Raw genomic sequence first — 12,995 nt, forward strand, 5'->3', positions numbered from 1 at the left:
CCCTCAGGCCATCCACGAGCGCCGGCCGAAGCGCTCCCAGCGCTCCACGACGCGCGGCGCGGAATCGTCGCCTGAGGGCTCGAGCACCGGCGCGCCACCGATGAAGACCTGCTCGACGGCCGAGTCGACGTCGAGCGGATCGCCCGACCAGACGACGACGTCGCCGTCGAGCCCCTCGACGAGCGCCCCCACCCGATCATCCAGGCGGAGGATCGACGCAGGATTGACGGTGAGCGCCTCGAGCGCCGTCCGAGGGGCGAGACCTTCGCGGACGGCGAGGATCGCCTGCAACCGGATCTGCTCGATCGGCACGACGGGGTGGTCGGTGGTGATCGCGACCTTCACGCCCGCGGCGGCGATGAGCGCCAGGTTGCCGATCGCCCGGTCGCGCAGTTCGACCTTCGAGCGCGACGTCAGCATCGGTCCGAAGAGCACCGGGATGTCCTTCTCCGCCAGCACATCGGCGATCTTGTGCCCCTCGGTGCCGTGATTGACCACGAGGCGGTACCCGAACTCCTCCGAGAGGCGGATCGCCGTGGCGATGTCGTCGTGGCGGTGGCAGTGCTGGTCCCACAGCAGGTCGCCGTCGAGGACGGACGCCAGGGTCTCCTTGCCGAGATCGCGCTCGAACGGCTCACCCTTCGTCGCGGCGGCCGCGCGCTTCTCGGCGTACGTGCGCGCCTCGACGAACGCCTGACGCAGCACCGCTGCGACCCCGAGGCGGGTGGAGGGCGTCTGCTTCTTCTCGCCATAGACGCGCTTGGGGTTCTCGCCGAGGGCGGACTTGACCGACACGTCGTGCGCCAGCACCTGCTCGTCGACCGTGCGCCCACCCCAGGTCTTCATGGCCACCGTGCGCCCGCCGATGGGGTTTCCCGATCCGGGCTTGATGACCGCGGTCGTGACCCCGCCGCGGAGCGCGTCGCGGAAGCCGACCTCTTCGATGTCGATGCCGTCGAGCGCCCGGAACCGCGCGCCGTTGGGGTCGGTCATCTCGTTGGTGTCGTTGCCCGACCATCCCTCGCCGTCTTCGTGGACACCGAGGTGGCCGTGGGCCTCGACGAATCCGGGGAGCACCCACTTCCCCGTCGCATCCACGACGCGGGCGCCGTCGGGAATGTCCGTCGTCGCGTCACCGACGGCGGTGACGACGCCGTCGGTGATGACGACCGTCCCCCCGTCGATCGGGTCCCCGGCGACGGGGACGACGTAACCACCGGTGATCGCGAGTGCGTCAGACATCCCTCCACCCTAGGCGCGCGGCGCTGCGCCGCCGCCGCTCTCCGAAACACTTGACGGGAGACAATCACTAGATAATCTAGCGATATGGCAGATCTGTCGCACCGCCGGTGGGCGGGCCTGGTGTTCATCAGCATCGCGGTGTCGCTCATCATCGTCGACTCCACCATCGTCAACGTCGCCATCCCCGCGATCGTCGACGACCTCGGCATCTCCTCCACCGAGGTGCAGTGGGTCCAAGAGGCCTACACCCTCGTCTTCGCCGCGCTTCTGCTCGTCTTCGGCAGCGTCGCCGATCGCATCGGCCGGAAGCGGATGCTGCTGATCGGCGTCGTCATCTTCGCCGCATCCTCGATCCTCGCCGCCCTGTCGACCTCGGGCGGCATGCTCATCGCCGCGCGCTTCGTCCAGGGTGTGGGCGGTGCGATGATCCTGCCGACGACCCTGTCGCTCATCAACGCCACCTTCCGGGGTCGCGAGCGGGGCATCGCCTTCGCGGTGTGGGGGTCGACCATCGGCGGCATGGCCGCCGTCGGCCCGCTCCTCGGCGGCTGGCTGACCACCGCGTTCTCGTGGCACTGGGCGTTCGGCATCAACATCCCCCTGGGCATCCTCATCTTCGTCGGCGTGATGGTCACCGTCGCCGAGTCGCGCGGCACCGACACGCGCCGCACCGACGCCGTCGGCGCCGTGCTCTCGGTGATCACGATGGCCGCGCTGGTGTTCGGCCTCATCGAGGGGCGCAACTACGGCTGGTGGACGACGGACGGCTCGATCGAGCTCGCCGGGGTCTCCTGGCCGTGGGACCTGTCCCCCGTCCCCCTCGCCCTCGCGATCGCGGTGCTCGGGCTCATCGCCTTCATCGCGTGGGGCCTGCGACGGCGGCGGCTGGGGCGCTCGACGCTCCTGAGCTTCGACCTCTTCCGCATCCCGTCGTTCCGCAACGGCAACATCGCGGCGACGATCGTCTCGCTCGGCGAGTTCGGCGTCATCCTCGCCCTCCCGCTCTGGCTGCAGTTCGTGCTGGGCTTCGACGCCCTGCAGACGGGGTTCATCCTCCTCGCGCTCGCGATCGGATCCTTCGTGGCAAGTGGCGTCGCGGGGGCCGCGAGCGGGCGCATCGCGCCGGTGTGGGTGGTGCGGGCGGGCCTCGTCGCCGAGATCATCGGCATCGGCGGGCTCGGGTTCGTCATCACGCCCGACGCGAATTGGGTGCTGCTGCTGCCCTTCCTCTTCGTCTACGGCCTGGGCGTCGGTCTCGCCACCGCGCAGCTGACCGGTGTGGTCCTCGCCGATGTGCCGGTCGCCGAGGGCGGCCAGGCGTCGGGCACGCAGTCCACGGCGCGCCAGGTCGGCGCGGCGCTCGGCATCGCGGTGCTCGGCACGATCCTCTTCACCAGCACCTCCGCTGCCCTCACCGCCTCGCTCGATGACCAGGGTGTCCCGGCCGCGCAGCGCGACCAGGTCGTCTCGTCGGTGGTCGACAGCGCCGGGGGCGCGATCGCAGGCCTGCGCGCGAACCCCGAGACGGCTTCGATCGCGGATGCCGCGGCGCAGGCGTTCTCGGACGGCACCCGTTACGCGACGTGGGCGGCGGCCGGGTTCCTCGTGATCGGGCTGGCCGCCACGGCATCGCTGGGCAGCGGGGCCGGGGGAACCGTCGGGCGGTCACGCACCGAAGAGGTGGCCGGCGCAAGCCCTCCGGGCGATCGGGTGCCCGGGCCTACCGTGGAGACATGAGCGAGCACCACGACCGTCCCGACGAGCACGGCGACACCGACGAACCCCCTGTCGGCGAGACTCCCGGCGACGGGCCCGCCGGAGGCGACGAGAAGACCGAGAACCGCCTCGAGGCCGACAACGCCGTCGAGGAGGATCAGATCCGCGCCCTCGACCCCGACGCACCGACCGGCTGACCCCCCTCCGGCGAGCCATGCCGGGCAGAGCCGCCGGGTGACGCTCACCCGCCTCGTTCTGTGACACCCGCACCACCGGTCGTGCATCCGTCATCACGATCCGGTCGCGGAGGCGTCCTCTCCGGGCAACCGACCGACGGCCGTGACGATATGGCCCCCGCGCACCGTGACCTCCCGCACCGACCCGGGATCGGCGTCGCGCGCGACGAGTCGCCACGGCCGGGCCCGGATGTCCGCACCGCCCACAGCGCACGCGAGGCGCGCGAGCGGCGAGAAGATCCGCCAGCGCCCGGTCGGCGGCTGCATGTCCACGACGGCGAGCACCCCGTCCGGACGCACGAGATCCACCGCACGCGCCCACGCTTCCGTCGCGCCGTCTCGCATGACGCTCAGCGCATAGGTCGACAGCACCGCGTCGACACCGCCGGCACTCCCGGTGGCCGCGGCGACCCGTGCCCGAACGTCCCCGGCATCGAGGTCGGCCGCATCCGCCTCGACGAGGGTGACGTTCGACCATCCCTCGCGGCGCACCCTGCCCCAAGCGACCGCGAGCATGTCGGCGCTCCGGTCGACGCCGACGATGTGGCCGGTCCTCCCGACGGCGGCGCGCACGAGCGGGAAGTTCAGCCCCGTGCCGCAACCGAGATCGAGCACGACGTCTCCGCTGCGCAGACCCATGAGTTCGATGCCGGCGACACGACCCGCCCGGTAGACCCAGCGCTCCCCCGACAGCACGTCGTATAAGCGAGCGCCGGCGCTGTAGCGGCGGAATGGCCTGGACATCGGTTCTCCTCGAATCGGGCGGCGCGAGTCGAGCCGGTGACCTCGATGATGCCATCGGCGACCCACCCCTCGGGCCGCCGCGTAGGCTGACGCCCGTGACCTCCCCCTCGTCTGGCCGCGCCCGCATCCTCTCCCCCGCCGAGGCGGCCGGTGAGTGGGATCTCGTCGTCATCGGCGCGGGGAGCGCGGGCCTCGTGGCCAGCCGGACCGCGGCCTCTCTGGGCGCACGCACCCTCCTCATCGAGGCCGCGCGGTTCGGCGGCGAGTGCCTCCACACCGGCTGCGTACCCTCGAAGGCCCTCATCGCGGCCGCACACGCGGCCCACACCGCCCGCACCGCGTCGCGCCTCGGCATCGAGGTCACCGGGGTCACCGTCGACTTCCCGCGGGTGATGGCCCGCGTCCGCGCCGCGATCGCGCACATCGAGCCCGTCGACGCCCCCGAGGCCCTGGTGGCCAAGGGCGTTTCTGTGCTCACCGGTCGCGCGCGGTTCACCGGTCCGACGCACCTCGAGGTCGCCGGACACCGCCTCCGGTTCCGCGACGCGGTCATCGCCACCGGCAGCCACCCGGTGACGCCCGACGTGCCCGGCGCCGCCGATCTGCCGGTCCTCACCAATGAGACCTTCTGGGATCTGCAGCGCCGGCCAGAGACCCTGCTCGTGCAGGGCGGCGGACCGATCGGATGCGAGCTCGCACAGGCGATGGCGCGCCTGGGCACCCGCGTCACGCTGGTGCACCGAGGCGAGCGGATCCTCCCCCGGGAGGATGCCGCGGCGAGCCGGATCGTCCACGACGCCCTCGTCCGCGACGGCGTCGACGTCCGGGTGGACACCACGGTGACGGCGCTGACGCCTGCCGGACCCGCGGGTGCCGGCACCGCGCACCTCTCCGACGGAACGGAGGTCGCCTTCGATCGGATGCTCGCGGCGCTCGGTCGTCGTGCCGCCGTCGAGGGCCTGGGGATCGAAGAAGCGGGGGTGCGCCTCACGCCCGACGGCGACGTCGACGTCGACCGCACGCTGCGCACCTCCAACCCGCGCATCCGCGCGGCCGGCGACGTGACCCCGCTGCCGCGGTTCACCCACACCGCGGGGTTCTTCGGCAGCACGGCGGCGACGAACGCCGTTCTCGGTCTTTCGCGCACGGTGGATGTCGCGGCCGTGCCGCGGGTGACCTTCACCGCCCCCGAGGTCGGCGCCGTCGGAGTCGCACCCGCCGATGCCCGCGCGCAGGGTCTGCGTGTCGTGACCAAGGAGCATGACGACGTCGACCGCGCCGTCGCCGATCACGACACCGCCGGGCACACCACGCTCGTCATCGACCGCCGCGGACGGCTGCGCGGCGCCTCCGTCGTCGGCCCCCGCGCGGGCGAGGTGCTCGGGGAGGTGACGACCGCGATCGCCGCGGGCGTGTCCGTCCGTGCCCTCGCGAGCACGATCCACGCCTACCCCACCTACGCCGATGCCGCCTGGAACGCCGCGATCAGCGCCGCGCAGGACGGCCTCGATCGCGGGATCGTCGGCCGCGGCATCCGATTCCTCCGGCGGCGGCACGCCCGCCGGGCAGCTCTCTGATCCGATCCGGTCAGCGCAGCGCCCGGTAGCCGACGACGATCCGCTGCGTCGCGCTCAGTCCGACGATCACCGCCCACGCCACGGCGATCTCGCCCGCCCAGAACGGCAGGATGAGCCACAGCGCGTGCACCGCGATGGTCTCGGTCGCCTCGGCGAGTCCTCCGAGGAACGACAGCGACCGTCCGTCGTCGATTCGACGATCGGCACGCTCGGCGATCGAGGAGAACGCCAGGAATGCCGTCCCGTTGATGTAGTAGGCGAGGAGCACCAGGAGAAAGGGCCACCACGGGGCCCCACCGGCGGTGGCCCCGATCGCCACGCCCACCACGGTCGCGCCGTACACGACGAAGTCGGCGGCGATATCGAGGAACCCGCCCGCGTGGGTGCCGCCGCGTTCCTGGCCGCGAGCGGCCGCTCGGCGGCGGGCGAGCGTGCCGTCGAGGCCGTCGACGACGCGCGAGACCAGCCAGAGCACCAGCGCCGGTATCCACAGCTGCAACGCCGCCGCCGCCGCGGAGGCCAGACCCAGCACGAGTCCGGCGACGGTCAGACGGTCGGGCGTGATCCCCGGCCGGTCGAGCATCGCCGCGAGGGCTTCGAGTGGGCGGGCGAGGCGGGGTCGGAGCGTCGCGTCAAGCATGCTCGGCCCCCCGTCCGCTCCGGTCCTCGAGGCCGGTCGTCGCTTCCTGTTCGGAGCCGGAGGGAGCATCGGATGCCGCGCCGGCGGCGCGCGCACGCACGCGGCGGCGCTGCACGACCACCCCGGCGGCCGCCCCGACGAGGGAGAGCGCGCCGAGAACCCCCAGAGCGACCCAGAAGAGCGGTCCTGCCTCGATGCCGAACGCGCCGAGCGCGACGTAGGCCGCCGTGCCCGGGATGATCCCGACCGCGGTCGCGGCGGCATAGGCGGGATACCTGACACCGGTGAGGCCGGAGGCGTAGTTCAGGGCGGTGAACGGCACGACCGGCACGAGGCGCAAGCCCAGGATCGAAAGGAACCCCCGACGCTCGAACAGGTCGTCGATCGCGGCGGCCCGACGCCCCATCAGCCGCGCGACGGCGTCGCGTCCGAGCAGCCGCGACGCCCAGAACGCCAGCGTCGCCCCCAGGAGTGCCCCGGCGTAGACGGCGAGCACGCCGACGCCGAACCCCCACACCACGCCCGCGCCGATGCTCAGCACGCCCTTTGGCACAGGAGAGAGGGTGAGCAGCCCGTAGATCGCCGCGAACGCCGCGAGACCGGTCCACCCGAGGTCACCGAACAGGTCACGCAGGCCGTCGACATCGAGCGGGGGCAGCAGCAGTCCAACCGAAACCGCCACGGCGACGAAGACACCGAGAGAGATCAACCGGATGATCGCACCCCGGGAAACGCTGCGGCGATTTCGCGTGATCATGCGCCTCTCGTCGTCTGTGCTCTCGTCGGGGTTTCGGTCGGTGTGGACCCGCTCACGATAGCCGAGGCCCGAACCTGGAAGGATCGCTGCAATGAACCTCGTATCCCGCCGCCGGCGTCTCGCCGTCGCCGCCCTGGCGCTTCCGGCGCTGGCCCTCGCCGCCTGCTCCGCCCCTGCAGCCCCCGGCGGTGAGGTGCCCGACAGCTGGGATCAGGTCCTGGCCGATGCCGAGGGACAGACCGTGCAGCTGTGGATGTACGGCGGAGACGATCAGGGCAACGCCTACGTCGACGACATCCTCGCCCCGGCGGTCGCCGAGTACGGCGTCACCCTCGAGCGGGTGCCCGTCACCGACACCCGCGACGCCCTGAATCGCGTGTTCACCGAGATCCAGGCCGGACGCGACGACGGCACCGTCGACCTCATCTGGGTCAACGGCGACAACTTCCGCACCGGCAAAGAAGCCGACGCCTGGCTGTGCGGGTGGACCGATCTGCTGCCGAACATGGCGAACACCGATCCGCAGGACCCGCTGCTGCTGTCCGACTTCGGCACCGAGGTCGACGGGTGCGAGGCCCCCTGGCACAAGGCGCAGTTCACTCTCGTCTACAACTCCGACACCGTCACCGACGTCCCCACGTCGATGGCCGAGGTGCTCGAGTGGGCGGAGGCCAACCCCGGACGATTCACCTACCCCGCACCGCCGGACTTCACCGGTTCGGTGTTCGTGCGCGAGGTGCTCGCGAGCGTGTCGGGAGGAGCCGACGAGGTGCCCACCGCCTTCTCGCAGGAGGCGTTCGATGAGCTCACGCCGGCCCTGTACGACCGCCTCGCCGATCTCGCGCCGAGCCTCTGGCGCGGCGGCGACACCTACCCCGCGAACGAGGCCGAGCTCGGACAGCTGTTCGCCGACGGTCAGGTCGACATGATGATGACCTACGGCCCCGCCACCCTCACCGGACTCGTCGCGGACGGCACCTACCCCGCCGGGACGAAGGTGCTCGAACTCGCCGACGGCACCGTCGGCAATGCCAGCTTCCTCGGGCTCCCCGCCAACTCCAACGCCGTCGCCGGCGCGATGGTCGTCGCGAACGAGTCCCTGTCGGTTCAGCAGCAGGTCGCCAAGGCCGAGCCGGAGGTCTGGGGACAGTTCACCGTCCTCGACATCGAGAATCTGGAACCGGGCGATCGGGCGCTGTTCGACACGCTGCCCGCGTCGCCGGTGGTGCCCCCGTACGAGGTGCTGTCGCAGAACGCCCACGCCGAGCTCGCCGCCGAGTGGGTACCCGCCATCGACGAGGGTTGGCGCACCGAGGTTCTCGGCCGGTGACGCTCACCCCGCTGGTCGCCCGTCCTGCGCAGTCCGCCCGGCACCGCCGGGCGGGCACGCTGATGGTGCTTCCGGCGGTGGCGGCGACCGCGCTCGTGGTCGGCGGTGGCCTGGGTGCGACCGTGCTGCAGAGCCTCGGGCTCCTGCCCATCGTCGGTGAGGCCGAGCTGTCGTTCGCGGCCTACACCCGCGACCCCGCGGCGCTCTGGGCGGCGGTCGGCGTCTCGCTCTGGGTGGCCGGAGCCTCGACGCTCATCGCGGCCGTCGTCGGCATGGCCGCCGCGGTCGTGATCGTCTCGGGTCGCTGGGGCGGGCGCGTCGTGGCTGCGCTCGGCGCTGCGACGGTCACCGTCCCCCACCTGATCGGCGCCGCCGCGATCGGGCTGCTGCTCGCCGACGGAGGAATGCTCTCGCGGATGCTGGGGGTTCCTCCCGAAGCCTGGCCGGCGTTCGTCGGCGGACCCCTCTGGGCCGCCGCCATCGCCGAATTCGCGTGGAAGGAGTCCGCCTTCATCGCGCTCGTGGTCACGGGCACCCTCGCCACGCGCATCGCGCGGTACGACGAGAGCGCAGCCCTCCTCGGAGCAGGACGCTGGCAGCGCTTCCGCCGGGTCTTCCTCCCCCTCACCACGCCGACGCTGCTGATCTGCTCGGCGATCAGCTTCGTCTACGCGCTGGCCTCCTACGAGGTGTCGTGGCTCCTCGGCCGCACCTACCCCGAGCCGCTTCCCGTCCTCGCGGTCCGCCTGTTCCAGGGTGTCTCGCTGGACTCGCGGCCCGACGCCGCCGCCGTCGCCGTCGTCACCTCGGCGATCGCGCTGGGCGTCGTGGCCGGCACCTTCGCGCTCCTGCGGCGGACGGCGGTGTGGCGATGAGCGCGGGGCCGGCCTCGAGCGGATCGACCCTGGTCGTCTCGCACGGCGCCGGGCGGGCGGTGCGGCTGGCCACCGGCATCCTGCTCATCGTGTGGTTCGCCCTTCCGTTCCTGCCGCTCGTGCTCTGGGCCGGCGCCGACCGCTGGTCGTTCCCGTCGCCGCTCCCGACCGCGTGGGGCACCCGGGGTCTCGTCGCGGCGGAGGGGTTCGGTGCGGTTTCCGCATTCGTCACCTCCACCGTCCTGGCGGTGACGGTCGCCGCGATCGCCACCCCGCTCGGCGCTCTGGCCGCCCGCGCTCTCACCTTCGGCAGCGTGCCCTGGCCGCGCGCCGTCGCAGCGCTGCTTCTGTCGCCGATCGCGCTGCCGCCGTTCGCCGCGGTGCTCGGGGTCAACGTGGTGCTGCTGCGCACCTACGTGCCCCCGGTCGCCGGCACCGTGCTGGTGCTGGTCGTCCTCGCCCTTCCGTACACCGCGTTCGTGATGCGGACCGCATACGGCGCCTACGACATGTCCTACGAGGAGAACGCACGACTGCTCGGGGCGTCGCGGCGCGACGTGCTGCTGCGCGTGCAGGTGCCGCTGCTGGCCCCCGCCTTCGCCCGCGCGGCTTTCCTGGCGTTCCTCGTGGCCTGGAGCGACTACCTCGTCACCGTCATCGTCGGCGCCGGTGAGCTGGTGACACTCCCCCTCGTCGTCGCAGGCGCGGCGGCCGCCGTCGGGAACGACGCCGCGGTGGCTGTGATGTCGCTCGCGGCGATCATCCCGCCCATCGTCCTTCTGCTGGCAACGGTGTCGCTCGGGCGCCGGCGGTCGACGCCGACCGCCGCCACGCCCGCCGCAACCGCCATCCCGCCCACCCCGGAGAGGATTCCGGCATGACCGCCTCACTCACCCTCGACGCCGTCTCCAAGCGCTTCCGCGGCGCGCCGACGACGGCGGTCTCGGACGTCACGCTCCACGTGGCGGCCGGGTCGTGCACCGCCGTCCTCGGCCCGAGCGGATCGGGCAAGAGCACGCTGCTGCGGCTCGTGGCCGGGCTGGAAGCCCCCGACGGCGGGCGCGTGCTGATCGACGGCCACGACGTGGCGGGTGTTGCCGCTGAGCGCCGCGGCGTCGGGATGGTCTTCCAGAAGTCCCTCCTCTTCCCCCATCTGTCGGTGCTCGACAACGTCGCGTTCTCGGCGCGGGTGCAGGGTGAGTCGCGCCGCGCAGCCCGAACCCGTGCGGCCGAGTTCCTCGAGATGGTGCAGCTGCGCGGTTTCGGAGCACGCCGGGTCGACGAGCTCTCCGGCGGGCAGGAGCAGCGCGTGGCGATCGCCCGGGCGCTCGCCGCGGAGCCGGCGGTGCTCCTGCTCGATGAGCCCTTCAGCGCCCTCGACCCCGCGCTCCGCGCCGACATGCATGCGCTCCTGGACGAACTGCGCCTGACCGTCGGCCCCACAATCCTGCTCGTCACACACGATCGAGACGAGGCCTCGAGGGTCGCCGACCGCATCGCCGTCCTCGACGGCGGCGTGCTGCAGCACGAGAGCGATATCGCCGGGGCGTACCGCGCGCCGTCGTCGGTGCGGGTCGCGGAGCTGATGGGGGCGCGGAACCTCGTCCCCGGCGTCATCACCGGCGGGGTGCACACCAGCGCCCTCGGCGAGATCCCGGTCCCGGATGCATCGGTGTGCGGCCCCGCGGTGCTCGTCGTCCGGCAGGAGGATGTGCAGGTGCGGCGTTCCGCGGAGACGCCGACGTCGCGGCATCCGCTCACCGGGCCCAGTCTGCCGGGCTTCCGTGCGGATGACGACGGGCGGGCGCCCCTCGCGGTCGAGACCGTCGCACCCGCACGGGCGGCGGGCCAGCGATGGACGGGGACGGTGGAGTCAGCCCGCGCCTCCGGCGCCCGCATGGACCTCACCATCCGCGTGACCCCGACCGTGCTGCTCCACGCCGAGGTCACGGCCGCCGGAGCACCGCGGCTCGGCGAGCGCGTCGAGCTCGCCCTCCCGGTCGGCGCGGCGCACGTCGTCGCCGCCTGACGCCTCTCGCGGCGCGCCTCACCTGTCACAGAGAGCGCCACCTCGCGCAGATTGCGACAACCGAGCACCCGTCCCCCGCGCCATCCACGCTTCACCTGTCACAGAGGGCGCCACCCCGCGCAGATTGCGACAACCGAGCACCCGTCCCCCGCGCCATCCACGCCTCACCTGTCACAAAGAGCGCCGCTCCGGGCCTTATGCGGCAGGCGAGCGGTTGACGGACGGCGACGACGGCGCAGTGCGGGATCGGCGGGGGCGCGGAACATCAGGCGCCGGCGCAGGCGTCAGGCGCCGGCGCGGCCGGTGCTGCGCACCGGCGTCAGACCCGACGGGCGGGAGACGACCGACGGCGAGACCGCACCGGCAGCACCGGCGCCGACGAGCGGCAGCACGCGACGCAGCTCGACGTTCTCCAGCGGGTCGAGCACGCTGTGCTGGACGCATGCGGGCACCAGTCGGCCGTCCTCGGGGTGCGCCATGGCGTACATGCACGACCCGAGCCGCTCCTGCGTCTCCTTGAGCACCGGGTCGTCGGAGACGACGCCCTTCTCCATGAGATCCCACGCCGGCGCCACCTGCTCGGCGTCCATGAAGTTGTGAACGACGAACGTCTTGAACGACAGCTTCCCGCGTCGGGCGGCACGGAGGATCCGGCGAAGACCGCCCGCGCGCCGCACGACCCGGCGGGCGAGCCCGATGAGGGGCGGGATGTCACCGGGGTGCGCGAGCGCGGCGCGAGCGACCTTGATGGCGAGCACCGGCTTCGGCACGTCGCCGAACACCATCCCGCCGTGGTGGGCGAGGAATCGGTCGCGGGCGGCGATGTCCTTCGGGTCCTCGGGGTCGAGCAGCGGCGCGAAGACGCCGCCCACCCGCACCCCGACCGTGGACCGGTTGCAGCGGGGGTCGCCGAACTGCGTCGCCTGCCAGGGCAGCTTCTGCCCGGCGCCCTTCTCGATGCGCTCCCAGACCTTGTCGATCGTGACCTCGCCGAAGTCCTCCCGCCAGCGCCGGTCGTCGCCGATGAAGGCGGCGGGCTGGAACGACATCATGTCGTACGGCATCTCCAGCACGGCGCGCGTGACCTCTTCGACCTCGTCGACGTTGGAGGGCGTCACCGTCATGTTGTGCGCGAGGTAGCGGTTCACCCCGTGGTCGCGCTTGAGATCGACGAACATCCGCGCGAACTCCTCACGGAACGGGTGGAGTTCCGCCTCGCTGCGGGGTCGCACCGCCCCGCGACGGCCGCGCATGAGCGAGTCGAAGTGGGCCGCGAACGACACCTTGTCGAATCGCGGACGACCCTCGTCATCGAGAACGACGTCGAGGAGGTAGTCGTAGTCGAAGTCGCCGTGGGTCATCGACATGGGCTCGCGCCCCTGCGCGCGCATCGCGAGCAGCGCTGCGGCGTGGTCGGCTGCCGGAAGGAGGCTGACCTCGCCGCCGATCAGCTGCGCGTGGGCGCGCGGGCCCCGGATGCGACGGAGGTACCGCATCTGCTCGTCGACGTTGTCGACGGTGTGCGCGCCGTCGATGCGCACCTTGTTCGCATCGGCGGAGTGGTAACACGGCGAGCAGGTGAGGTTGCACTTCGGGAAGACGCCGTGGGTCCCCTCGCATCCGACGGCGCAGCGACCGAGCAGCTGATTGTCGGTCTGCGCATGCGGCGGAAGCTCTCGCCAGCGCTTCTCCAGCGCGGCCTTGGACTCGGGATGGATCGGGCGCGTGGCCAGCTCGAACTCGCGCAGACTCTGCCGGAAACTCATTGGTCCACCCTGCCGTGTCGTCGTCGTCACGTTCGGCGCCACGGCGCGAGAACGCGGAGGCGATCTCCGCCTCGAAGGTGTTT

The 12,995-nt window shown here is 72.2% G+C and carries 12 protein-coding genes; 7 read left to right on the top strand and 5 right to left on the bottom strand.

The genetic code is table 11. The features are described from left to right. Positions 1–3: 3 nt before the first annotated feature. Positions 4–1,242 (bottom strand): amidohydrolase, encoded by a 1,239-nt coding sequence (locus FBY40_RS16405; protein ID WP_141939808.1) that lies wholly within the window; start codon positions 1,240–1,242, stop codon positions 4–6. An 84-nt stretch (positions 1,243–1,326) separates the two neighbouring features. On the opposite strand from FBY40_RS16405, the gene FBY40_RS16410 reads away from it, so the two are divergent. Then, positions 1,327–2,979, top strand: a complete 1,653-nt coding sequence (locus tag FBY40_RS16410; protein ID WP_200830008.1) for an MFS transporter — start codon at positions 1,327–1,329, stop codon at positions 2,977–2,979. Next, positions 2,976–3,155: a hypothetical protein gene (locus FBY40_RS16415; protein ID WP_141939809.1), complete on the top strand. Its 180-nt coding sequence runs from the start codon at positions 2,976–2,978 to the stop codon at positions 3,153–3,155. Before FBY40_RS16410 ends, FBY40_RS16415 begins: the two co-directional genes overlap by 4 nt. 93 nt (positions 3,156–3,248) lie before the next feature. Here FBY40_RS16415 and FBY40_RS16420 read toward each other — a convergent pair whose 3' ends face one another. Further along, positions 3,249–3,938 (bottom strand): class I SAM-dependent methyltransferase, encoded by a 690-nt coding sequence (locus tag FBY40_RS16420; protein WP_141939810.1) that lies wholly within the window; start codon positions 3,936–3,938, stop codon positions 3,249–3,251. Positions 3,939–4,033: 95 nt separating this feature from the next. On the opposite strand from FBY40_RS16420, the gene FBY40_RS16425 reads away from it, so the two are divergent. Then, positions 4,034–5,515 carry a dihydrolipoyl dehydrogenase family protein gene (locus FBY40_RS16425; RefSeq protein ID WP_235014971.1) on the top strand — a complete coding sequence of 494 codons (1,482 nt, stop codon included), beginning with the start codon at positions 4,034–4,036 and terminating at the stop codon, positions 5,513–5,515. A gap of 10 nt (positions 5,516–5,525) precedes the next feature. Here FBY40_RS16425 and FBY40_RS16430 read toward each other — a convergent pair whose 3' ends face one another. After that, positions 5,526–6,155: a CDP-alcohol phosphatidyltransferase family protein gene (locus FBY40_RS16430; protein WP_141939812.1), complete on the bottom strand. Its 630-nt coding sequence runs from the start codon at positions 6,153–6,155 to the stop codon at positions 5,526–5,528. Beyond that, a complete protein-coding gene (locus FBY40_RS16435; protein WP_141939813.1) occupies positions 6,148–6,912 on the bottom strand; it encodes a TVP38/TMEM64 family protein in 765 nt (254 codons plus the stop codon). The genes FBY40_RS16430 and FBY40_RS16435 overlap by 8 nt, the downstream gene beginning before the upstream one ends. A gap of 91 nt (positions 6,913–7,003) precedes the next feature. Between FBY40_RS16435 and FBY40_RS16440 the strand changes: the two genes are divergently transcribed. The 4 genes from FBY40_RS16440 to FBY40_RS16455 are packed head-to-tail and all read left to right on the top strand — an operon-like array spanning position 7,004 to position 11,146. Further along, positions 7,004–8,242 (top strand): ABC transporter substrate-binding protein, encoded by a 1,239-nt coding sequence (locus FBY40_RS16440; protein WP_141939814.1) that lies wholly within the window; start codon positions 7,004–7,006, stop codon positions 8,240–8,242. Then, a complete protein-coding gene (locus FBY40_RS16445) occupies positions 8,239–9,117 on the top strand; it encodes an ABC transporter permease subunit (protein WP_235014973.1) in 879 nt (292 codons plus the stop codon). The genes FBY40_RS16440 and FBY40_RS16445 overlap by 4 nt, the downstream gene beginning before the upstream one ends. Beyond that, positions 9,114–9,998, top strand: a complete 885-nt coding sequence (locus FBY40_RS16450; protein ID WP_141939815.1) for an ABC transporter permease — start codon at positions 9,114–9,116, stop codon at positions 9,996–9,998. The genes FBY40_RS16445 and FBY40_RS16450 overlap by 4 nt, the downstream gene beginning before the upstream one ends. Next, the gene (locus tag FBY40_RS16455; protein ID WP_141939816.1) at positions 9,995–11,146 is read left to right on the top strand and encodes an ABC transporter ATP-binding protein; all 1,152 of its coding nucleotides are present in this window, start codon (positions 9,995–9,997) and stop codon (positions 11,144–11,146) included. The genes FBY40_RS16450 and FBY40_RS16455 overlap by 4 nt, the downstream gene beginning before the upstream one ends. A gap of 284 nt (positions 11,147–11,430) precedes the next feature. Here the strand turns inward: FBY40_RS16455 and FBY40_RS16460 are convergent, their stop codons facing one another. Next, positions 11,431–12,912, bottom strand: a complete 1,482-nt coding sequence (locus FBY40_RS16460) for a radical SAM domain-containing protein (protein WP_141939817.1) — start codon at positions 12,910–12,912, stop codon at positions 11,431–11,433. Positions 12,913–12,995 lie beyond the last annotated feature (83 nt).

This window comes from Microbacterium sp. SLBN-154 (assembly GCF_006715565.1).
Lineage (GTDB): Bacteria > Actinomycetota > Actinomycetes > Actinomycetales > Microbacteriaceae > Microbacterium.